Annotated in this window: 21 protein-coding genes and 1 tRNA gene; 11 read left to right on the forward strand and 11 right to left on the reverse strand. The window is 60.7% G+C overall.

Annotation, left to right across the window (positions count from 1 at the left end):
- The first annotated feature begins 21 nt into the window (after positions 1 to 21).
- The 4 genes from KF794_10510 to KF794_10525 all read left to right on the forward strand — a co-directional run bounded on the left by KF794_10510 (position 22) and on the right by KF794_10525 (position 2,166).
- The gene (locus KF794_10510) at positions 22 to 183 is read left to right on the forward strand and encodes a hypothetical protein (protein QYK44216.1); all 162 of its coding nucleotides are present in this window, start codon (positions 22 to 24) and stop codon (positions 181 to 183) included.
- Positions 183 to 497, forward strand: coding sequence for a hypothetical protein (locus KF794_10515; protein QYK44217.1), 315 nt, complete (start codon positions 183 to 185; stop codon positions 495 to 497). The genes KF794_10510 and KF794_10515 overlap by 1 nt, the downstream gene beginning before the upstream one ends.
- A gap of 728 nt (positions 498 to 1,225) precedes the next feature.
- Entirely contained in the window at positions 1,226 to 1,675 is a 450-nt protein-coding gene (locus KF794_10520) for an Hsp20 family protein (GenBank protein ID QYK44218.1), read from the forward strand.
- Positions 1,676 to 1,866: 191 nt separating this feature from the next.
- Complete coding sequence (locus KF794_10525) at positions 1,867 to 2,166, forward strand: hypothetical protein (protein QYK44219.1); 300 nt, start codon at positions 1,867 to 1,869, stop codon at positions 2,164 to 2,166.
- A gap of 467 nt (positions 2,167 to 2,633) precedes the next feature.
- Here KF794_10525 and KF794_10530 read toward each other — a convergent pair.
- The 4 genes from KF794_10530 to KF794_10545 form a co-directional block, all read right to left on the reverse strand.
- Positions 2,634 to 2,709: transfer RNA gene (locus tag KF794_10530), tRNA-Lys, on the reverse strand.
- A gap of 111 nt (positions 2,710 to 2,820) precedes the next feature.
- On the reverse strand, positions 2,821 to 4,341 hold the full coding sequence (locus KF794_10535) for a tripartite tricarboxylate transporter permease (protein QYK44220.1): 1,521 nt from the start codon (positions 4,339 to 4,341) through the stop codon (positions 2,821 to 2,823).
- Between the two features lie 15 nt (positions 4,342 to 4,356).
- Entirely contained in the window at positions 4,357 to 5,166 is an 810-nt protein-coding gene (locus KF794_10540) for a tripartite tricarboxylate transporter TctB family protein (protein QYK44221.1), read from the reverse strand.
- Entirely contained in the window at positions 5,124 to 6,095 is a 972-nt protein-coding gene (locus KF794_10545; protein QYK44222.1) for a tripartite tricarboxylate transporter substrate binding protein BugD, read from the reverse strand. The genes KF794_10540 and KF794_10545 overlap by 43 nt, the downstream gene beginning before the upstream one ends.
- A gap of 339 nt (positions 6,096 to 6,434) precedes the next feature.
- On the opposite strand from KF794_10545, the gene KF794_10550 reads away from it, so the two are divergent.
- From KF794_10550 to KF794_10560, 3 genes are read left to right on the forward strand one after another with little or no spacing between them, the layout of a single operon-like run.
- On the forward strand, positions 6,435 to 7,070 hold the full coding sequence (locus tag KF794_10550) for a TetR/AcrR family transcriptional regulator (GenBank protein QYK44223.1): 636 nt from the start codon (positions 6,435 to 6,437) through the stop codon (positions 7,068 to 7,070).
- A complete protein-coding gene (locus tag KF794_10555) occupies positions 7,060 to 8,277 on the forward strand; it encodes an efflux RND transporter periplasmic adaptor subunit (GenBank protein ID QYK44224.1) in 1,218 nt (405 codons plus the stop codon). Before KF794_10550 ends, KF794_10555 begins: the two co-directional genes overlap by 11 nt.
- 6 nt (positions 8,278 to 8,283) lie before the next feature.
- Entirely contained in the window at positions 8,284 to 11,400 is a 3,117-nt protein-coding gene (locus KF794_10560; GenBank protein ID QYK44225.1) for an efflux RND transporter permease subunit, read from the forward strand.
- Between the two features lie 48 nt (positions 11,401 to 11,448).
- Here the strand turns inward: KF794_10560 and KF794_10565 are convergent, their stop codons facing one another.
- Both KF794_10565 and KF794_10570 read right to left on the reverse strand, forming a co-directional pair.
- Positions 11,449 to 13,023 carry a 2-isopropylmalate synthase gene (locus KF794_10565; protein QYK44226.1) on the reverse strand — a complete coding sequence of 525 codons (1,575 nt, stop codon included), beginning with the start codon at positions 13,021 to 13,023 and terminating at the stop codon, positions 11,449 to 11,451.
- 317 nt (positions 13,024 to 13,340) lie between these two features.
- Entirely contained in the window at positions 13,341 to 14,156 is an 816-nt protein-coding gene (locus KF794_10570) for a hypothetical protein (protein QYK44227.1), read from the reverse strand.
- Between the two features lie 69 nt (positions 14,157 to 14,225).
- Between KF794_10570 and KF794_10575 the strand changes: the two genes are divergently transcribed.
- Positions 14,226 to 14,552 (forward strand): hypothetical protein, encoded by a 327-nt coding sequence (locus KF794_10575; protein ID QYK44228.1) that lies wholly within the window; start codon positions 14,226 to 14,228, stop codon positions 14,550 to 14,552.
- A 9-nt stretch (positions 14,553 to 14,561) separates the two neighbouring features.
- Here KF794_10575 and KF794_10580 read toward each other — a convergent pair whose 3' ends face one another.
- The 3 genes from KF794_10580 to pdxY are packed head-to-tail and all read right to left on the reverse strand — an operon-like array spanning position 14,562 to position 17,001.
- Complete coding sequence (locus KF794_10580; GenBank protein ID QYK44229.1) at positions 14,562 to 15,440, reverse strand: polyphosphate kinase 2 family protein; 879 nt, start codon at positions 15,438 to 15,440, stop codon at positions 14,562 to 14,564.
- An 8-nt stretch (positions 15,441 to 15,448) separates the two neighbouring features.
- Positions 15,449 to 16,153 (reverse strand): NUDIX hydrolase, encoded by a 705-nt coding sequence (locus KF794_10585; GenBank protein ID QYK44230.1) that lies wholly within the window; start codon positions 16,151 to 16,153, stop codon positions 15,449 to 15,451.
- Positions 16,150 to 17,001, reverse strand: coding sequence for a pyridoxal kinase PdxY (pdxY, locus tag KF794_10590; protein QYK44231.1), 852 nt, complete (start codon positions 16,999 to 17,001; stop codon positions 16,150 to 16,152). The genes KF794_10585 and pdxY overlap by 4 nt, the downstream gene beginning before the upstream one ends.
- Positions 17,002 to 17,115: 114 nt before the next feature.
- Between pdxY and KF794_10595 the strand changes: the two genes are divergently transcribed.
- The 3 genes from KF794_10595 to KF794_10605 are packed head-to-tail and all read left to right on the forward strand — an operon-like array spanning position 17,116 to position 20,015.
- Positions 17,116 to 17,634: a DedA family protein gene (locus KF794_10595; protein QYK46673.1), complete on the forward strand. Its 519-nt coding sequence runs from the start codon at positions 17,116 to 17,118 to the stop codon at positions 17,632 to 17,634.
- A gap of 45 nt (positions 17,635 to 17,679) precedes the next feature.
- Positions 17,680 to 18,462 (forward strand): ATP-binding cassette domain-containing protein, encoded by a 783-nt coding sequence (locus KF794_10600; GenBank protein QYK44232.1) that lies wholly within the window; start codon positions 17,680 to 17,682, stop codon positions 18,460 to 18,462.
- Complete coding sequence (locus tag KF794_10605; protein QYK44233.1) at positions 18,459 to 20,015, forward strand: ABC transporter permease subunit; 1,557 nt, start codon at positions 18,459 to 18,461, stop codon at positions 20,013 to 20,015. The genes KF794_10600 and KF794_10605 overlap by 4 nt, the downstream gene beginning before the upstream one ends.
- Before the next feature lie 3 nt (positions 20,016 to 20,018).
- Here the strand turns inward: KF794_10605 and KF794_10610 are convergent, their stop codons facing one another.
- Both KF794_10610 and ilvC read right to left on the reverse strand, forming a co-directional pair.
- On the reverse strand, positions 20,019 to 20,873 hold the full coding sequence (locus KF794_10610; GenBank protein QYK44234.1) for an SDR family oxidoreductase: 855 nt from the start codon (positions 20,871 to 20,873) through the stop codon (positions 20,019 to 20,021).
- Positions 20,874 to 20,923: 50 nt separating this feature from the next.
- Positions 20,924 to 21,943: a ketol-acid reductoisomerase gene (gene ilvC / locus KF794_10615; GenBank protein QYK44235.1), complete on the reverse strand. Its 1,020-nt coding sequence runs from the start codon at positions 21,941 to 21,943 to the stop codon at positions 20,924 to 20,926.
- Between the last annotated feature and the right edge of the window lie 39 nt (positions 21,944 to 21,982).

Raw genomic sequence — 21,982 nt, forward strand, 5'->3', positions numbered from 1 at the left:
TTTGCGTATAAGGAGACAGAGATGTCGAATGACAAAGGATTGCCCGAACGCGAGACAGGCAACTGGTCTGGCAAGCAAGATAAGAAGCCGCGACCTGGTGAAGATAAAAATACGCAAGCGGGCCAGCGCGAATACACTGAGCCGTCTCGTAAGGATGGAAATTCAACAGGCAACGCCGGCTAGTGCGCTACCCCGTTACTCCTGATGGCCGATATTTTGTTGTGCGGGGCCGTTTATGGCGCATGACCGATCCATCCCTTTCGGCAGAAAAGCGAACACTCCTCATGCGGGCGCTGATGAATGCGCGCCGGGAAGTTCGTGATGCGATGCAAACTAAAAATGGTGAGCTGGAAAAAGAAGCGCGCAGGCGCGTGCATAAAGCAAAAATAAAACTTGGTGAGCGCGGTGAGCCGTGGTGGACGGACGGCGCGCCGGACTACAATCAGCACCTAGCGAAGAACACGCCGTACAAGGATTGGTTTGCCGCGCTGGCATAAAAATGCCCCGGCACGGGGGGCTATGCCAGGGCATTTTGTCTAATGGACCGGGATGTGTCGCATCAAAGACTGCTGTTCTAACCGCAAGATACGAAAGTGGTTCCGCTACTTTTTCAGTTCGTCTTCGGGCTCTTCAGATTTTTCTTTCAGCTTCTCGCCCATGATCCGAAGCTCGCGCGATGTGCTGAGGTCATGAGTGCTGCGAGATAGGCGAAATGCTCTCGACGCCATGTCTCTGAGAAATTCAACGATTTTCATTCTTCCGGCCTTTAGCCGGAAATTCCACTTATTGAACTTGGTTCCTACGCCGCGAGGCGAAGTCCGTCCGCGCTCACCGAACAAATTAGCCGGGGGCCCTGCCATACCTCGATCGAGCTAGGGTGGAGCTGGCCGTACAATGTCCGGGAGTACTCGCACGCTATATCATCGGCCTCGAACTCGCACCTTTTGACTTCGATGAGGTGATTGCGATGGTCGAGCAGCATGTATTTGTAGGTGGTCATGACTGGTCTCCTAACCAAAAGTAAACGCCCTTTCTGACCGTTTTAAAACGTCAGATTTTGTGCAGCGCAAAAACAAAACAGCGAAAAAATTTTGCTTCCGGCCCTTGAACCGAATTTTGGGCCTTCTAAATCGCGATTTATCGGGTGCCCTCGGGGCCCGATTTCAACAGGCGCCAGGCGGTGTCTGGCGCTCATGCATCATGTTGCTCAAAGGAGGATGTGACCATGAGAACTCTCGACTTGAACCCGCTGTCGCGGTCCACGATCGGCTTTGACCACCTGTTTGATATGCTCGACCGGGCGTCACCCTGGAATGGCGACGACAACTATCCCCCGTACAATATCGAGCGTGTTGGCGAGGATAACTATCGTATTACCCTCGCGCTGGCAGGCTTCGATGCCAACGACGTGAACATCACGGCCGAGCAGAACACGCTCACCGTCGAAGGCCAGAAGCAGCAGAAGACGGAAACGGACTACCTCTACCAGGGAATTTCCGCCCGCGCCTTCCGCCGCTCTTTCAATCTGGCCGATTACGTCCAAGTGAAATCAGCAAACTTCGAGAACGGTCTGTTGAAAATCGATCTCGTGCGTGAAGTGCCGGAAGCGATGAAGCCTCGCCGAATCGCTATTAACGGTAAGCAGGGCCAGCTCGAACAAAAGATCGCAGCCTAGCATGGGAGGGGCCCTCGCATAACCTGCGGGGGCCTTCCTATTTCTGAAACCAAAAAACTGTTCGCGCGTTCTGCGCGAAAATCGGAAGGAGAATTTACGGATGCCGTCATGGTTGAAGTCTACTCTGCGCCGGAATTGGCCGGGGCTGCCTGGGCTTTGATCGCTTATTTCAGTTCCGTATGGGGTTTCCGATGACACTCCACACGAACGATGCCCGCGCCCTATTCTTTATCGGCCGGCTTTATTTCCACCCAAACGAAATCGTCAAAGATCCAAACATTCCGGTAAAGCGGAAGCGGTCGCTGCTTGCTGATTGGGCGTCGGATCGAAATTCGGTCGAGAGCAAACCCGCTCTGCGGCGCAATCCCATCACAGGCGTGCAGTGCACCCTTGCTGAAATCATCTCCGCATTGCGGTCGCTTGATGACGACCCGCTACCGCCCCCAAGCATGCGAGCGCCACCGGCAGCGAGCTCGGTATTTGAACGTTGAACCAGCTAACGGCAGCAGTCGTGAAACATACTTATGGCATCCAGTCCAGTGTACGCGTGCCATGAATAATCAGCCGATTAACGAAACAGTACTCACTCGCAGGGCGAAGTCTATCTGTGGTTTCAATCAGTTTCGCGCGCTGAATAAATTCTTAGATACCGAGACGAAAATTGTTTCGACTAGCTACGTCTGCGTTAAGTGCGGGGAAAAGCGGCTCTCACTTTCTCATAACAAAACGTAGACCTCCTTTCTTAGTCCTTGGGATCGGGCTTTTGATGGTGTCGACTCACTGAGCACTGCTAGCTGAGAATAGGGGTTTAGGTATGCCAATGAAGTTTGGCGATGCGATCGAGCAGAACGAAACGCGGCTAAAAGCTGTAAACTGAGCTGTAAACTACAAGAGATAGTTGGCGCCCGAAGGCCACCGACATCTCAAGCAAAGCTTTGTTTTCAAAGTAGAAAAGGTTTGGTGGGCGCACAAGGACTCGAACCTTGGACCCGGTGATTAAGAGTCACCTGCTCTACCAACTGAGCTATGCGCCCGCACCAATCGGGCCGCGGAAACTGGCCCGCGGAGACGGGCGGAGATAGCAAAGCACCCCGCCCCTGTAAAGCCGTTCGCCGCCGGAAGTCGCCCCGGCGGCGAAGTTCCTGTTATTCCGCGAAGGCCTCTTCGCGCTTTTTCCGGATCGACGGCAGCAGCACGAGAACCAGCGCAACCAGCGACACGAAAAGCAGCGAGGCACTGATCGGGTCCCTGACGAACACGGTCGCGTCGCCGAAGGAGAGCTGCATCGCCCGGACGAAATACTGCTCCATCAGGCGCCCGATAACGAACCCGAGCAGCAACGGCGCCGGTTCGCATTCCAGCTTGAACAGGATGTAACCGATCACCCCGCAGGCGGCCATCGTATGGACGTCGAACGGATTGTTGCTGACCGAGTAAACGCCGATGCAGCAGATGGTCACGATGCCGGGGAACAGCAGCCGGTACGGAATGGTGAGGAACTTCACCCACATGCCGATCAGCGGCAGGTTCAGCACCAACAGCATGAAATTGCCGATCCACATCGACGTCACCACGCCCCAGAACAGATCCGGCTTGTCGGTGACGAGCGTCGGCCCCGGCACGATGCGGTGAATGATGAGCGCGCCGAGCATCAGCGCCATCACCGGGTTGGACGGAATGCCGAGCGTCAGCATCGGGATGAAGGAAACCTGCGCGCCGGCATTGTTCGCCGACTCCGGCGCTGCGACGCCGGCCAGTTTGCCCTTGCCGAATTCCTGCGGCGTCTTGGAAATCCGCTTCTCCAGCGAATAGGCCGCGAAGGCGCCAAGGATCGCGCCGCCGCCGGGCAAGATGCCGAGCATGGAGCCGACCGTGGTGCCGCGCAGGATCGGCGGGATCATTTCCTTCAGTTCCGCCTTGGTCGGGATCAGGTCGAGGAAACGCGACTTGATGGCCTGACGCTGCTCTTCGTCCTCCAGGTTCCGGATGATCTCGCCGATGCCGAAAATACCCATCGACAGCGCAACGAAATCGAAGCCGTCGAAAAACTCCGGGTTATCGAAGGTGAAGCGAGGCTGCCCGGATTCGCTGGGGCCTACCATCGCAACCAGCAAGCCGAGCACGATCATTGCCAACGCTTTCAGTAGCGAGCCTTGTGCCAGCACGACTGCCGCAACGAACCCCATCACCATCAGCGAGAAATAATCCGCTGGAGAGAATTTCAACGCGGCGGAAGCTAGGATGGGCGCGAACCCGACGATCAGGAACGTCGCGATCGTGCCCGCGAAGAACGAACCCACGGCCGAGGTGAACAGTGCAAGGCCAGCCTTGCCCTTCTTCGCCATCTGGTGACCGTCGAGCGCAGTTACGACCGACGAGGTCTCGCCCGGCAGGTTGATCAGGATCGCCGTAGTAGAGCCGCCATACTGCGCGCCGTAATAGATGCCCGAGAGCATGATGAGCGCGGAAACCGGGTCGAGCTTGAACGTAATCGGCAGCAGCAGCGCGATTGTCGCGATGGGTCCGAGGCCCGGCAACACGCCGATCGCGGTGCCAAGAAGCACACCCACGAAACAATAGAAGAGATTATCCAGCGTGAACGCGTGCCCAAAGCCGAGCGCGAGGTTCGAGCCGACGTCGCTGAAGAAGCCTGCGAGAAGATCCATGTTCGCTCTCCTCGCTCAGTAGCAATAAGGAATGGATTCGCCGGCGATGCCCATCGAGGTCAGCGCAATGCGCAACCACGATCCGCAAAGGGCAATCGGCAACCCAAGTCCCCAGATGAAGATGAGCCAGGAAAAGACCGTCAGCACAACTGCCGTAACCAAGGCCGAAGTCAGGCTCCATTTCTGGCTCGCCATGCAGCTCACGAAAGCTGTCGTGAAGATAGCCGGCACGAAGCCGAGGCCCTTGATCGTCGCGCCGAAGAAGACGGTCATTCCGGTCACGATAATCAACCCTCGCCAGGGTACCGCGCCGAGCGGCTCACCCTTGGTGCGCAAACCGTTCATCAAAATGATCAACGAGAATACGAATAACAGTCCGAGCAGCATCAACGGGAAGAAGCGCGGGCCGGGACGCGCGACGCGACCCAGCGGCAGTTCGAACATGCCCGCGGCGAATACGCCGCAAACCGCCAGCAAAAGAACGCCGGTGTAAAAATCCTTGGGGTTGGCGACACCGTTCACACCACCTGCTTGGCGGATGATGAAGAATGCAACCGCGGAAAACACCACCGCAATCGTAAGGAGCCACGGCAACGCGATGCCTTGCCCGCGAAGATAAAAAAGAATTCCCACCAGCGCGGCGCCGGCGATCGACACCGCGACTGTCGGGATGTGAAAGGAATTTCTGACTTCGCTGGACATGATGTCCGCCCCCAATTTGCAAATCGGCCGGGCGCTTGTTTGCGCTCCGGCCGATCTTTCTTGTTCTTTTCTGTATCCGCTTAGTCGGCGAACTGGCCGGCCGCTTCGATCAGCGGCTTCCATTTCGCGATTTCAGCGGCGAGCTTCGCTTTCAGAGCGGCGCCCGTCGCCTGATTCTGCGGTACCGGCTCGGTGCCGAGGTCGGCGAAAGCCGAAATCACTTTCGGATCCTTCAATGCCGCCTGCAGCGCCTTCTCAAGCTTGTCGAGGACATCCTTCGGCGTGCCCTTCGGCGCGTAAACGCCGTGCCACACCGCGACCTCGAAGCCCTTGAGACCGGCCTCGTCGAGCGTCGGAATATCCGGCAGGTTCTTCACACGGGCCTTGGTGGTGACGCCATACGCCTTCACCTTGCCGCCCTTGATCTGGCCGGTGGTGTTGGTGGTCTGGTCGCACATAAGGTCGACGTGACCGCCGAGAACGTCGTTCATCGCCGGGCCGGTGCCGTTATAGTTCACGGTGTTGAGCTGCTGCTTCACCGCGGCCTGGAACAGCATGCCGCAAAGATGCGACGCCGAACCGATGCCCGCGTTCGCGTAGGAAGTCTTCTCTTTCGTCTTCGCGATGTATTCGAGCACGCCCTTGAAGTCTTTCGCTTCGAAGTTGGGACGCGCGATCAGCGACATCGGAGCATCGGTGACCAGACCGATGTATTCGAAGTCTTCAAGCGGCTTGTACGCGAGCTTGCGATAAAGCGTCGGCGCCGTGGACATGCCGATGTGGTGAAGCAGAATCGTGTAACCGTCCGGCGCTGCCTTTACGAGCAGGCCCGGTGCGCGCGTACCGCCTGCACCGGCCGCGTTTTCGATCACGATCTGCTGGCCGAGCGTCTTGGTCATCGACTCCGCGATGAGACGGCCGACGGTGTCGGTCGGGCCACCCGCCGCGAACGGGATCAGCATGGTGATCGTACGGGCTGGATAGTTCTGTGCCTGGGCACCGGATACGCCGAGCGCGATAATTCCCGCGGCGGCGAGTAGCCACTTACGCATTCGTTTTCCTCCCTAGGGGCATTTCAGGCGCCCTGTTTTCATTGCGCGATCCGGCCATCCGGACCGCGGACTTCAAGAAGAGATAGCCACCATTTGCACGCAGTCCCCGTCAAGCCGAAAAGCAGACGTGCGGCATTAACCCCTCGCTAGTGCAGCATTTTTCCTTTGTCTGCCGCCTGCTTACCGTAAATCAATCAGAGGCGCGTTTGACACCGGAAACTAACAGGAATACTCCCTCCATAATCTGCGAGCGAATGTTCATTCGCTTTTACCGCAGGGCACAAACTGCTTGGGCCGGAGCAAATCCAGCGTATGAAACGCCCCAACTCCAGACTTCAAATGGACCGCCGTAGCGAGATTCTGGCGGCTGCCCACCGCTGCTTTGCCCGCAGCGGTTTTCACGGCGCCTCGATGCAGGAAATCTGCGCCGAGGCTGGCATGAGTCCGGGCAGCGTGTACCGCTACTTCCCATCGAAGGAAGGGATCATCGCCGGCATCGCCGAGCAGGACCGCGCGGACACCGTCGAACAATTCCGCGCCATCGAACAGGCTCCTGATTTCTTCGCGGCGCTGGCCGAAGCTGCGCGCCACTACATCATCGAACAATCCACCGACGAGATTTGTCTCCAGTCCGAGATCAAGGCCGAAAGCCGCCGCAATCCGGAGATCGCGAAAATCTACGCAACCATCGAGGAGACGGTGAAGAACGGTCTCCTCAACATGCTGCGCAGCGCGCAAACGCGCGGCGACATCGCCGCTTCGCTCGATCTGGAAGTCGCCGCGACCATGCTGATGGCTCTTGTCGATGGTCTCTACTGGCGGCGGGCCATTGATCCGGATTTCGATGCGGAAAGCGTGCTCCCCACCCTGCTCGCCGTCGTTCATTTCATGCTGACGCAGCCCGAAGCCGCGGCGGCAAAGCAACATATCGCCACGCATAAGCGCACGGCCGAGGAGTCTCCCCATGCACGGTAATGTCCAGCGCACCCGCAAGCGGATCGAACATGCGCTTCACGGCTTCACGCGGCGTCTCGCGCCATGGCGGAAACGCGCGGAACAACTCTACGAAAAGAGTCCGCTGAAGGGCGGCAAGCTCGCCGCGGTCGTGCTGGCGCTTCTCGCAGTGTTGTGGATCGGTTCGGGCATTATCTTCCCGCACCATCCGGCGGCCGAGCAGAACGTAGCGGTACAAAACAACAAGAAATTCCGTGTCGGTTTCCTTGAGACACAGCTTAAGCGTCACCAGCCAAGGTTGGCCTTGTCGGGCCGCACCGAAGCCGACAAGAAGGTCGCCATCGTCGCGAGAACGCAGGCGATCATCACCGAGCTTCGCGTGAAGCGCGGCGACCGCGTGAAACAGGGCGATATCATCGCCGTGCTCACCGATGATGGACGTAACGCGCAGTTGCAGCAGGCGCGCGCGCTCGTCCAGCAGCGCAAGGCGGAATACGAAGCGCGCATGCAGCTGATCGAGAAAGGCAACCTGCCTAAGCTCGATGCCAACACCATCGCGGCGCAGTTACGCGCGGCAGAAGCAGCGCTGGCACAGGCCGAAGCCGAGATCGAGCGCATCCGCATTACCGCGCCGTGGGACGGCGTGGTCGATCAGGTCTCGGCAGAACAGGGACAGTTCCTGATGTTGATGCCGAACATGGGTCAGGGCGCGGGCGGCAACGAAATCGCGCGCATGATCTCCCTCGATCCCCTCCTCATTATCGTCGAGGTTTCCGAGCGCAAGCTCAGCGGCGTACAACTAGGCGAGACTGCGGAAATCCGCCTCGTCAGCGGCGAGCGCGTGAAAGGCCGCGTGCGCTACATCGCGAAAAGCGCGAGCCAGACCACCCGCACCTACCGCGTGGACGTCGAAATCCCGAATCCCGATAACAAGATTCCCGACGGCATCACCGCGGAAGTCCTGATCAATCTCGCACCCGTCGATGCAACCAAGGTGCCGCGCTCCGCGCTGGTGTTTTCCACCACCGGACGCCTCGGCGTCCGCGTCGTCGAGCAGGACGGCAAGGTCGTCTTTATTCCGGTCGAGATCGCCGATGACGAACAGCAATCCATGTGGGTCACAGGTATTCCCGACAAGGCACGGGTGATCGTACAGGGTCAGGACTTCGTGCGCGAAGACCAGATCGTCGAGGCCGTCCCGGCCGAACAGCAATCGGCACAGCGGTAAACCGCGATGAACCCCGTCGATTTTGCCATCACCCGCTCGCGGCTCACCATCGCGACGCTGATCTTCCTGCTGCTCGCAGGTGCCGTTGCCTATGTGCGCATCGCGAAGGAAGCCGAACCGGACATCAAGATTCCAATCGTCTATGTGCAGCTTTCCCAGCGCGGCATCAGTCCGGAAGACGCCGAACGCCTGTTGCTCCGCCCGGTCGAAACCAAGCTGAAATCCGTCAGCAACGTGAAAGAGATGCGCTCCACCGCCTTTGAAGGCGGCGGCTATGTGCTGCTCGAATTCGTCGCAGGCTTCGATTCCAAGGCAGCGCTCGCCGACGTGCGCGCCAAGGTGGACGAAGCCAAACGCGACATGCCGCAAGGCATGGACGAACCGCTGGTGCAGGAGGTGAACCTCTCGCTCTATCCGGTTATCGTGATTGCACTCTCCGGCGACGTGCCGGAGCGCACGCTGCTGCGCATCGCACGCGGCGCAAAAAACGCCATCGAACAGACGCCCGGCGTACTCTCCGCCGAACTGCGCGGCGCGCGCGACGAAGTGGTCGAGATCATCGCCAGCCCGGCGCTGATGAAAAGCTACGGCGTTTCGCTCGATAACCTGATCGGCGTCACGCGCAATTCGAACAGTCTCGTCGCTGCCGGCGCGCTGGAAGGCGAGACCGGGCGCTTCGCCGTGAAGGTGCCTTCGCTGATCGAGCGGCCGGAGGATGTTCTTACGATTCCCGTCGTGGCCACGGCTGGCGCCAACGTCATCCTCGGCGACATCGCGGACATAAGACCGACCTTCAAGGACGCGACTACCATCACCCGCGTGAACGGCCAGCGCGCCATGACCATCGAGGTCTCGAAGCGCACCGGCGAAAACCTGATCGCAACCGTAGATGCAGTGAAGAAGGTTGTCGCCGAGCTACAGAAGACATGGCCCGACGCGGTGCAGGTCTCCTATACGCAGGATAAATCCAAGCTTATCCGGCAGATGCTCGCCGACTTGCAGAACGCGGTCGCGACCGCGGTGCTGCTGGTTACCGTTATCATCCTGTTCGCACTTGGCCCACGCGCCTCGTTCTTCATCGGCATCGCGATCCCCGCCTCCTTCCTCTCCGGCGTGCTCGGCCTTTACCTCGCGGGCCTCACCATCAACATCGTGGTGCTGTTCTCGCTGATCCTCGCGGTCGGCATGTTGGTGGACGACGCCATCATCGTCTCCGAATTTGCCGAACGGCGCATGTCCGAGGGCATGCACCCGCGCGAGGCCTATTCGCTTGCCGCCAAGCGCATGGCGGGTCCGGTGATCTCCGCGACGCTGACCCGCATCGCCGCATTCTCCCCGCTCCTGTTCTGGCCCGGCGTGGTCGGCGAGTTCATGAAGTATCTGCCGATCACGCTGATCGCGACGCTATCCGCTTCGCTTGTAGTTGCGTTGTTCTTCACGCCGACGCTGGGCGCGCTGCTCGGCCGCGCCTCTCCCGTCCCGCACGACGACCGTGTGTCGGACAAGGGCTGGTACATGCAGCTCGTGAAGCGTGCGGTCGCGCGCCCCGGCGCGACGATCATGATCGCCATCGGCGTGCTGATCGTGGTGCAGCAGGCGTACAGCCACTTCGGACGCGGCGTGGAGTTCTTCCCCGACGTGGAGCCGGATTTCGGTCAGGTCGTGATCCACGGCCGCGGCAACCTCTCCATCGACGAGAAGGACCAGGTGATGAAGCTGGTCGAGGCCCGCGTGCTGAAATTCCCCGGCCTCGCCACTGTCTATTCGCGTGTAGGCGAACAACCGCGAGGCACCGACGAACTCTCCGAAGACACCATCGGCGTTCTCCAGTTTGAATTCGCCGACTGGAAGACCCGCCCCAAGGCGCGCGAGATCATGGACGCGATGCGGCAGGCAACCGCCGACATTCCCGGCGTGCTGATCGAGGTCACCGCACCGCGCGCAGGCCCGCCCACCGGCAAGCCGGTGCAGGTCCAGCTTTCCGCACTGAACCCCGATCTGCTGCCCGCCGCCGCGCAGAAGGTCGCCGCGATCCTCGCGAAGCGTCAGGACATTCGCGATCTGGATGACGGCCTGCCCTTGCCCGGCATCGACTGGACCATCCAGGTGAACAAGGCCCTCGCCGCGCAATACGGCGCCAGCCCTGCGACGGTCGGCAACGCCGTGCAACTCGTCACCAACGGCCTGAAGATCACCGACTACCGCCCCGCGGAGTCTGATAAACCGGTCGACATTATCATCCGCTTCCCGCACGAGCGCCGCTCGCTGCAGGAGATCGACGAACTGCGCGCGCAAACCACGGCCGGTTATGTGCCGCTCGGCAACTTTGTTGAGCGCGTGCCACAAAAGCGCGTCGGCTACATCAAGCGCGTCAACGGCAACCGCGTGATGACCGTGCAGTCGAATATCGCGGCGCATGTGCAGGCCGCCACCGTGCAGCAGGAAATCGCCGCCGAATTGCAGAAGACATCGCTCGGCGAAGGCGTGTTGTGGAAGATGAAAGGCGAGGACGAAGAACGCGAGAAGGCCAGCGCATTCCTCGTCACCGCATTCCTAACCGCCATCTTCCTGATCTTCACGATCCTGCTTGCGCAGTTCAACAAAATCACCTCGGTGTTCGTGGTGCTCACCGCGGTCGTGCTCTCCACCTTCGGCGTAATGCTTGGCTTCATGCTGATGGGCCAACCGTTCGGCGTGGTCATGGGCGGCATCGGCGTGATCGCGAATGCGGGCGTGATCGTGAACAACAACATCGTGCTGATCGACACCTACGACCGGCTGCGGCGCGAAGGCATGGAAGCCTACGAGGCAATCCTGCTCACCTGCCGCGAACGTGCCCGCCCCGTCGTGCTGACCGCCGTCGCGGCCATCCTCGGCGTGCTGCCCATCGCCTTCGGCGTGAACCTCGACTTCGTATTGCGCGAAGTCGCGATCGGCGCGCCTGCGACGCAGTGGTGGATCAATCTCTCCACGGCAATCGTGTTCGGTCTCGGCTTTGCGACGATCCTGACCCTCGTGGTTACACCCGCGATGCTCATGGGCATCGAGCAGATGGCGCAGTGGCGCAAACGCCGCTTTGGGGAAAAGAAATCGCACGGCACGAAAATCGTGCCTGCGGAATAAAAAAACGGGCCGCAAAAAAGCGGCCCGTTTTCTTTTTTAACGCTGCGTTCAGCCCGCCGCCGTCTGCGGGTTCACCGACTGGCGCTTCTGCGAGAGCTTGTTCAGCGCGTTGATATAGGCCTTGGCCGAAGCAACCAGTGTGTCGGCATCGGCGCCGCGCGCGGACACTTCCTTGCCGCCCTCTTCCAGACGCACCGAGACTTCCGCCTGCGCGTCGGTGCCCTCGGTCACGGCATGGACCTGATAGAGCATCAGCTTCGCCGTGTGCGGCACCAGCGACTTGATCGCGTTGAAGATCGCGTCCACCGGACCATTTCCGGTCGCCTCTTCCGTGACCGTCTTGCCGTCGATGTCGAGGCGCAGCGTCGCGCGCTGCGGACCCTGAGTACCCGCAACCACGGACAGCGATACGATCTTGATGCGGTCGTGCGCCTGCGCAATCTCGTCGTCCACCAGCGCGACGATATCCTCGTCGTAGACGTGCTTCTTCTTGTCGGCGAGCGCCTTGAAGCGGTTGAAGGCGTCGTTCAGCGAATTGTCGCCGAGTTCGTAGCCGAGTTCCTTCAGCTTCTCGCGGAAGGCATGGCGGCCCGAATGCTTGCCCATGACCAGCGAGGTCTTCGACACGCCGACATCTTCCGGCCGCATGATCTCGTAGGTCTGTGTATGCTTTAGCATGCCGTCCTGATGGATGCCGCTCTCGTGTGCAAAGGCATTCCGGCCGACAATCGCCTTGTTGTACTGCACCGGGAACGAAGTCACCGCGGACACCAGCTTGGAAGCGCGTGTCAGCATCGTCGCGTCGATGTTGTTCCAGTATGGATAGATGTCCGCGCGGGTGCGGAGCGCCATCACGACTTCTTCCAGCGAAGCGTTGCCCGCCCGCTCGCCAATGCCGTTGATGGTGCATTCGATCTGCCGCGCGCCACCCTCGACGCCCGCAATCGAATTCGCGACCGCCATGCCGAGATCGTCATGGCAATGCACCGAGAAGCGCGCCTTGTCGGAGTTCGGCACGCGCTCGCGCACGGTCTTGAACAACTGCGCGTATTCCGCCGGCGTGGTGTAGCCGACCGTATCCGGAATGTTGATCGTGGTCGCGCCAGCCTTGATCGCGGCTTCGACGCAACGGCAGAGGAAATCCAGTTCCGTGCGCGTGCCGTCTTCCGCCGACCACTCCACATCGTCAACATGATTACGCGCACGCGTCACCTGCGCGATCACCATCTCGTAGACTTCGTTCGGCTCCTTCTGGAGCTTGTATTTCATGTGCACGGGCGAAGTGGACAGGAACGTATGAATGCGCGGACGCCGCGCAAACTTCACCGCTTCCGCGCAACGGTCGATGTCGTTGAATGCCGCGCGCGACAGCCCGGCGATGATCGAGTTCTTCGAGCGCTTCGCGATTTCCGCGACTGAATGGAAGTCGCCTTCGGATGCAATCGGAAAGCCGGCCTCGATGATATCGACGCCCATGTCGTCGAGCAGTTCCGCGACCTCGATCTTCTCCTCGAACGTCATCGACGCGCCGGGGCATTGCTCGCCGTCGCGGAGCGTGGTGTCGAAGATCAATACGCGGTCTTTTTCGCTGCCTTTCGGCGCAGGATTGTTTTGGTCGGTCATGGCTGTGGTCCTTCTAGAACTTGCGCTGCTCCAGCACTCCGGGGTTGCGTCGTCGGATCCCCTGAGAGCCAAGGCGCAAGCGCCCAGCCGGCCTCAGGGGCGGCGAAGCAGAAGGAGACCGGTCAGAATGAGAGCGTTACCCGGGATCGCGGCGATCCGGGTGGCGAGACGCATATCGCGGAAATTCGTCATGGCGTCAGGCGTGGCTCTCTGTTCCCCGCAACCTGAACCGATTTGGTTAGCAATCGGTAAGCGCAGGATCGCGGGCGTTCTAGCCAGCCCTCCCGGCCCGCGCAAGCCGCTTCTTCAGGCAAAGGTCAGCGCTTCTGACGTTTGATCCAACCCGCGACGATATCCACTACCTGCTGGTCGATCCCATAGAAGCCATGCGCAGCCTCCGTTTGGCAGGGGTCGCCGCTTCCAGGCTCTCCGTCGAGGAAAACGATTTCAATGTCACCACCCCCACGCCACGCGCGAAACTGCTCCAGCGTCTCCGGCAAGGTCCAGCGGCAGGTATCCTTCCTGTGACCAACCAGCAGCATCGGCACCTGCGCCTTTGCTTTGTTTCCCTGAATCGCGCGGATGAAACTCGGAACCCTCGGCTCGACCGGCACCAGCATCGGCGAGGTTAGAACCATGCCGTCCGGTTTGCGCTTGCCGTCAGCCACGAGCAGCGCAACGCCCGCGGTGACAGCGCCGCGGCTGGTCGCCACGATAAATACCGGCTCGGCAATGCCGCGCATGTATTCGACCAGCGCTCCGATGTCGCCGCCGTGCACCGGATTGAAACGATAGCCCTGCACAACGCCGCCCTTTTGGCCCGGCGCTTTCCAGTCCGGTGCGATGTCGGGAACGAGAACCGCGAAACCAGCCGCCTGATAGTTGGCACGGGTGCGAACGACCTGATTGCGCCGTCCCCAACCAATCGCACCATCAGGAGCAATTTGAAGATTGCCATGACCGCCCGCGAGCAGGATCACGCTCGCCACCGGCTTTTCTGGCTTGAGCAGAATGGCGCGGATTTTCTGGCCGCGAGAGACGACCTCAACAATCGGCTCAGCAGCAAGCACAGGCAGCGTGGCGCACAGCCCGGCAAATCCGAAAAGTACCGCAATTGTACGGGAGACCCACATGGGAATTCCTTTTAGGTTGCATCAACCATTATTCCGTTACAAACCCACACAAACAAGAGACGGTACGGAATGAAACGCGCACTTCTCATATTTCCGGTTGTCGCTTTGTGCGCCGCGTGCGCCAGCACGCAGACGCAGGCTCCCGCGCCTGCGAACGAGCCGGACCCGCAGATCGCTTCGCTGGCCCCTTCCAACGGCCCGCCCGAATGCGCGAACCCGATCAACGCCTTTCAGAAGATCATCGCCACCGACGTCGGCACCGGCTCGCTCGACCGTAACGTCTTCCCGCGCATCGCGACCGATCTCGGCCCGGTGCGCGCGCTCTGCGCCTCCGGCGACGGCGCGCAGGCGCTCCGCGAATTGCAGGCAACCAAGCGCAAGTACGGCTATCGCTGAGCGTCCGGTTTATTCCTTCGCCAGCGTTTCGCGCGCCTGCATCATCGTTTCCAGCGCAGCCTTATCAACCTTGGGGAATTCCAGGCCGAGACCCTGCATGGCCTCGTCGATGGCGGCAGCGACCACGAGACGCGTGAACCACTTCCGGTCGGCCGGCACGACATACCAGGGTGCATGTGGCGCGGCGGTATTGCGGATCGCATCCTCATAGGCACTCATATAATCTTTCCAGTATTTTCGTTCCTCGACATCGCCCGGATTGAACTTCCAGCGCTTTTCCGGCTCGTCGATGCGCTCCAGAAATCGCTTCTTCTGCTCGTCTTTCGAGACGTAGAGAAAAAACTTCAGGATCAATGTCCCGTTGCGCGCCATGTAACGCTCGAACGCGCGAATATCCTCGAACCGCTCGCTCCAGATCTTGTCGGTCACCAGTTCCTGCGGCAGCCGCTGCTTCGCAAGGATTTCCTTACGCACGCGCACCACGAGGACCTCTTCGTAATACGAGCGGTTGAAAACGCCGATACGCCCACGCTCAGGTAACGCGCAGGTCGTGCGCCACATGTAATCGTGATCCAGTTCGATTACGGTCGGCGCCTTGAACGAATGGACCTGACAACCCTGCGGATTGATGCCGGACATCACATGCTCGATGGCGCTGTCCTTGCCCGCGGCATCCATCGCCTGAAAAATGAGAAGTACGGACCAGCGATCCTGCGCGTAAAGCCTCTCCTGCAATTCGTTGAGCGACTTGATATCGTTCTCCAGCCGCTCTTTCGCCTCCTGCTTGCCGATATCGAGGTTCGCGGTATCGCGTGGATCGTAATCGGACAACTTGAAGCCCTTGCCGTCGGCAACGCGAAACCGCTTGACCAGTTGCGAGCGCTCCATGCTTCCTCCTACGCCGCTTCGGGCGGCAATTTTGCGTTCAGGTAAGCGCGCACGAAACCGGGCATTGCCGGACTGAAATCCGCGCGCGTGCGCACGATCACGACATCCGCCAACTCCGGGACGCGCTGCTTCGCGATGTTTCCGCGGATCTTCTCCGCCAGTGCTTCGGCCTCGAGCGGAAGGTCGATTTCGCGGAGCAGCGCCAGCCGCGAACCTGCGTTCACTGCCGTCCAGCCGGGCGTGACGGTGTATTCGCCCGGGATCAATCCGGCCTCCTCGTCCAGTTCGCGCACCAGATTGGCGGCGAGATCGACGCTACCATCTTCGCGAATATCGCCGGGGTCGGGCGTGCCTGCGGGAAAATAAATGCGCCCCGCGTTTGCCGTATCAAGCCCCATCACGCCGAGCACGAAGGCGCCGTCGGTCGTCCGCAACACGCCGCCACTCGCGCAGTGGAATATTCCCTCATCGGGGAAACCAAATGCGCGATGCGTGACCAGGCTCGCGAAATCGGTTTCGAACATGGCAGCGCGCAACACCTCGCCGTCGATCTGCCAGCGGTGCACCAACAACACACGACCGTTCCACATCCCCGGACGTTGCGCACGCATCCGCTCGAAATGCGCGAGAATGTCGTTGCGGTTATCCGTGGCCCAGCGCCATTCGCGCGGCTCCAGCCGCACGTCGATCTCGTTCAGGCGAGTGATCTTCATGCGAGCTTCTCCGGCATGAAGGTCTCGCTTGGCGAAACATATTCTTCCTGCGCTTCGACCAGCAGGATTTCACGCGAGCCGGCGGCAAGCGTGCGCTTCAGCAGACCATAAACCGAGGAAGCGGCATTCGAGAGCGCCGCGCCCGCCGATCCGGTTTTCAGGAGATGAAAGAAGAACAGCGCAGCGATGGCGTCACCGGCGCCGTTGACCGACAGATTGAGGAGCGGCGTCCGCACGCGGAATTTTCCTTCGCGATCCGAGACCATAAGGTCGATGCTGCCTTCCGGCGTCGCATCCGTATGCAGGCTGGTGACAAGCACCGTAGACGGCCCGATCTTGTGAATTGCGTCGGCCGCGCGAAGCGCCGCCGCGAGCGACTTCGTCTCCATGCCGGAAAGATAATCCAGTTCAAACTGGTTGGGCGTGACAACGTCCGCCGCCGGCAGCGCCCGTTCCCGCATGAACTCCGGAATGCCGGGCCGCACGAACACGCCGCGGCCTACATCGCCGATCACGGGATCGCAGCAATAACGCGCATTGCCGTTGGCGGCCTTCACCTTCGCAACGCTTTCCAGAATGGCTTCCCCCGTGGCGGCGTCACCCATGTAACCGGACAAAACACCGTCACACTTCGGCAGCACACCGCGCTCCGCAATTCCCGTGACCACGTCGCGGATCAGATCAGCAGCGAAAACCTGTCCGCGCCATGCGCCATAGCCGGTGTGGTTCGAGAACTGGACCGTATGCACCGGCCATACGTCCGCACCCAGCCGTTGCAACGGGAATACCGCCGAGGCGTTCCCGACATGCCCGTAAGCGACATGAGACTGGATCGAAAGGATGTTCATGAGTTCCGCACGCCGCAGGACAGGTATTTTATTTGTGCCGCGATTGTGTGAAACAGGATAACCGGGCCGCCGGAACTATAACCTCGGAAACGCCGCGTGTCCTTCTTCTCCACCATCGCCGCCGACGTCATCAACTTCGTCAAGCTCAACCAGCACTGGGCGCCCTATATCGTCGCCCTGCTCTGCTTCGCGGAGTCGCTGGCCGTCGTATCGTTCTTCGTTCCTGCCACCGTCATGCTGGTCGGCATCGGCGGGCTGATCGGTAGCGCAGGCCTGAGCTTCTGGCCGATATGGTGGGGTGCGGTGATCGGCGGCATCCTCGGCGACTGGCTGTCCTATGTCGTCGGCTACTACTTCAAGGACAGCGCGCATCACCACTGGCCGCTTTCGAAATATCCGGAGTTCACGAAGCGCGCCGACGACTTCATGCGTAAATGGGGCGCGATGGGCGTATTCATCGGTCGCTTCTCCGGACCGCTGCGCGCCTTCGTGCCGCTGGCTGCCGGCATCTTTTCCGTACCGCACTGGAAGTTTCAGCTTGCGAACGTTTCCTCGGCGGTGGTGTGGGGCTTCGTGTTGCTCGCGCCGGGTTGGGGTCTGTTCAAATATATCTCGCAGTACCTTCCGCATTAGCTACGCCGGTTTCGCCCGCTCCGCTTCGGGCGTATGGTGGCGCGCATGAAGAAGGGAACAAGCGCGATTGCCTTCGAGCGCGTGGTCCAGCGCTTTCCGGGCGCCGCCGCGCCTGCGCTCGACAATGTTTCGCTGAGCATCGTGCATGGCGAATTCGTCGTGATCGTCGGGCCATCAGGCTCAGGCAAGACAACCCTGCTTCGTCTCGTCAACCGGCTGGCCGATCCGGCGGAAGGGCGCGTCACGGTTGGCGGCGATAACGTCCTCGATGCCGACCCGATCCTGCTGCGGCGAAGTATCGGATATGTGTTTCAGAGCGTCGGCCTGTTTCCGCACATGACGATTGCCGAGAACATCGCGATTACGCCGCGCCTGCTCGGGTGGGAAGAATCGCGCATGGAAAAGCGCGTAAGCGAACTGCTCACGCTTGTGCATCTGCCGCAAAGCTATGCGCCCCGTATGCCGCACGAACTTTCCGGCGGCGAACGCCAGCGTGTCGGCGTCGCCCGCGCCATCGCCGCGCAGCCGGAAATCGTACTGATGGACGAGCCGTTCGGCGCGCTCGATCCCGTCACACGCGACGCACTGACTCAGGATTACCGCGCGTTGCACGACAAGCTGAAACTCACTTCCGTCATGATTACCCACGATATGCAGGAAGCACTGCTGCTCGCCGACCGCATCGTCGTGATGCAGGCCGGGAAGATTGTCGAACAGGGCACGCCGAAACAGCTTTCGCGCAAGGCGAAACACAAATACGTACGCGAGTTGCTGCAAACCCCGGCGCGGCAGGCAAAGCGTCTCTCCGCGCTGATGAGGGACGCGTGAAGGACATTGACCCGCGCATCGCGGAAGCGCTGGCGCGCCTTCCGGAATATCTGGGCAATCATGTTTTGCTTAGCGTCTCCGCGCTGGCGCTGGGGCTTGCGATCAGTCTGCCACTCGGCATTCTCGCCGCGCGCAGCAACGTGCTGCGCTGGCCACTGCTCGCCTTCGCATCGCTGATCCAGACTATTCCCGGCCTCGCATTGCTCGCCCTGTTTTATCCGATCCTGCTCGGCATCTCCGGGCTGACTTCGATGCTGTTCGGCGCGTCGTTCTCCGCGTTCGGGTTCCTGCCCTCCCTGCTCGCGCTTACGCTCTATTCGATGCTGCCGGTGTTGCGAAATACGATCGCGGGGTTAAGCGGGATCGACGGCGCTGTCAGCGAAGCTGCGAATGGCGTCGGCATGACGCGCAGGCAGGCACTGTTCATGGTGGAATTGCCGCTGGCGCTTCCCGTCATCATGGCGGGCATCCGCACCGCGGCGGTCTGGGTGATCGGCACCGCGACGCTGTCCACGCCTATCGGCCAGACCAGCCTCGGCAATTATATTTTCACCGGCCTGCAAACCCAGAACTGGGTGTTCGTGCTGTTCGGCTGCGTCGCGGCGGCCGTACTCGCTCTCATTGTCGATCAACTGCTCGCCCTGATCGAAAGCGGATTGAAAGCGCGAAAGCGCAATCGCATCCTCGCCGGGGCCGCCGGCATCGCGCTCGTCGTCTTCGCGGCGCTCGTTCCCGGCTTTGTGCGGAACGGCAGCGGCTATGTCGTCGGCGCGAAGACCTTCACCGAACAATTCATTCTCGCCGCACTGATCGAGAACCGGCTGCGCGAGAACGGCCTGCCCGCCGCGCGGCGCGATGGCCTCGGCTCGACCGTGGCCTACGATGCGCTCCTGAGCGGGGAGATCGGCGTCTATGTCGATTACTCCGGAACGATCTGGGCAACCCAGATGCGGCGAACCGACGTGCGCCCGCGCGAGGAAGTGTTGCGCGAAATCCGCAAATGGCTGGAGCCGCAGGGCGTGTTGCTGGCTGGCACACTCGGCTTCGATAATTCCTATGCCCTCGCGATGAAGCGCACCCGAGCAGCGGAACTGAACATCAAGACCATTGCCGATCTGGCTCGCTACGCGCCGCAACTCTCCATCGCCGCCGACTACGAGTTTCTCGTGCGCCCGGAATGGACCGCGCTGCGCAATGCCTATGGCCTGCAATTCAGGACGCAACGGCAGATGCAGAGCACGTTCATGTATGAAGCGGTTGCGACCGGCGAAGCCGATGTGATCTCGGCCTTCTCCAGCGACGGGCGCATTGCGCAGTACGATTTGGTCGTCCTGAGCGACCCGAAAAACTCGCTGCCGCCTTACGATGCAATTTTGCTGGTATCACCGAAGTACGCGAACGACGAAAAGATGCTTTCCGCGCTCAAGCCGTTGCTCGGCGCAATCAGCGTCGAGAAGATGCGCGAAGCCTCGCTCCTCGCCGACCGCGCCGAGAACAAGCAGACGCCGGAAGGTGCCGCGCGCTGGCTATGGCAGCAAATCGAGAAGAAATAAGCATCAAGGCCGCAGCCGTTCGATCTTCAGCCGCTTCGCAATGATGCGGTCCGACATCCGCACCGGCAGCAGGTTGAACAGCCAGCGCGTGAACCCGCCCGGTGTAATGGTGTATCGCGTCTTCACGCTTGCGCCGGTCAGCGCGTGGTGGATGAGCTTCGCCACATCTTCCGGCGGCAAGCCGTTCGCACCCAGCTCCTGCATGAAGTGATAGGCCGCTTCCAGCGGCCTCGCGTAGGGCGAATTGCCGAGCTTCGAGAAATCCGGCGCAGCGCCCTTCCCCCAGATCGGCGTCTTGATCGGACCGGGGCCGATGACGATGACGTCGATGCCGAACAGCATCATTTCGCGGCGAAGCGATTCCGACAGTCCTTCGACCGCATGTTTGGAAGCGCAATAAGGCCCGGCGAACGGATTGCCGCGCTTTCCCGCCACCGACGAGATCATCACGATCCGTCCCGGTTCACCTTGCAGCGAGAGGTCCGCACCGAGCAGCGGCGCGAAGGCCTGCGTCGCCGCGATCAGCCCGATGACGTTGGTCTCGAACTGCTTGCGCCATTTGTCGAGTGACGTTTCCAGAAACGGGCCGGGCACGGCAATGCCCGCGTTGTTCACCAAACCTGCAAGCGTATGGCCGTTGAGGTCGACGCGTACTTTCGCAGCCGCGGCTTTCACGGCCGCTTCGTCGGTCACGTCGAAGACCAGCGGCTCGAAATTCGCGCCGATCTCCTGCTTCAGCCGCGCACCGTCCTCCGGCTTGCGCACGCTGCCGTAGACCTTGAACCCTTGCGCTGCGAGATACTTCGCGGTGGTTTCGCCGATGCCGGTTGATGCCCCGGTGATGACGACGCTCTTCATGCGCACTCTCCAAAAATGAAACCGCCGGGCGTTTGCCCGGCGGTTTTGCTTTAGTTCTTGCTCTTGTCTACCAGAGCCTTGACCTTGATCCAGGGCATCATGGCGCGGAGTTTTTCGCCGACCTCCTCGATGGGATGCTGCGCGAGCTTGGCGCGCGTCGCCTTGAACGAAGTCTGGTTGACCTTGTTCTCGAGCATCCAGTTGCGCGTGAAAATACCGCTCTGGATGTCATTGAGCACACGCTTCATCTCGGCCTTGGTTTCGGCGGTGATGATGCGCGGGCCGGTGACATATTCGCCGTATTCCGCTGTATTCGAGATCGAGTAGTTCATGTTCGCGATGCCGCCTTCGAAGATCAGGTCGACGATCAGCTTCACTTCGTGCAGGCACTCGAAATAGGCCATCTCCGGCGCATAACCGGCTTCAACCAGCGTTTCGTAACCAGCCTTGATCAGTTCGACCAGACCGCCGCAGAGCACGACCTGCTCGCCGAACAAGTCGGTCTCGCATTCTTCCTTGAAGGTGGTCTCGATGATACCGGCGCGGCCGCCGCCGATCGCCGATGCATACGACAAGCCGAGGTCGTGCGCGTTGCCGGACGCATCCTTGTGGATCGCGATCAGGCACGGCACGCCGCCGCCACGCAGATATTCGGAACGCACGGTGTGGCCGGGGCCTTTCGGCGCGACCATGAGCACGTCGATGTCCGGGCGCGGCTCGATGAGGTTGAAGTGCACGTTCAGGCCGTGGGCGAAAAGAAGCGCCGAGCCTTCCTTCATGTTGGCGTGCAGGTGGTCGCGGTAGATGTCGCCCTGCAATTCGTCGGGCGTGAGCATCATCATCACGTCGGCCCACTTCGCGGCCTCGACGACTTCCATCACCTTCAGCTTCTCGCCTTCGGCCTTCTTCACGCCCTGCGAGCCTTTACGCAGCGCGACCGCGACATCCTTCACGCCGCTGTCGCGCAGGTTCAGCACATGTGCGTGCCCCTGGCTGCCGTAACCGATAACGGCGACTTTCTTGCCCTTGATCAGGTTCAGGTCGGCGTCGCGATCGTAATAAACACGCATAGTCGTAACCCCCGTAAGGCGCGGGTTTTCCCGCATGAT

This window comes from Xanthobacteraceae bacterium, from assembly GCA_019454205.1.
Lineage (GTDB): Bacteria > Pseudomonadota > Alphaproteobacteria > Rhizobiales > Xanthobacteraceae.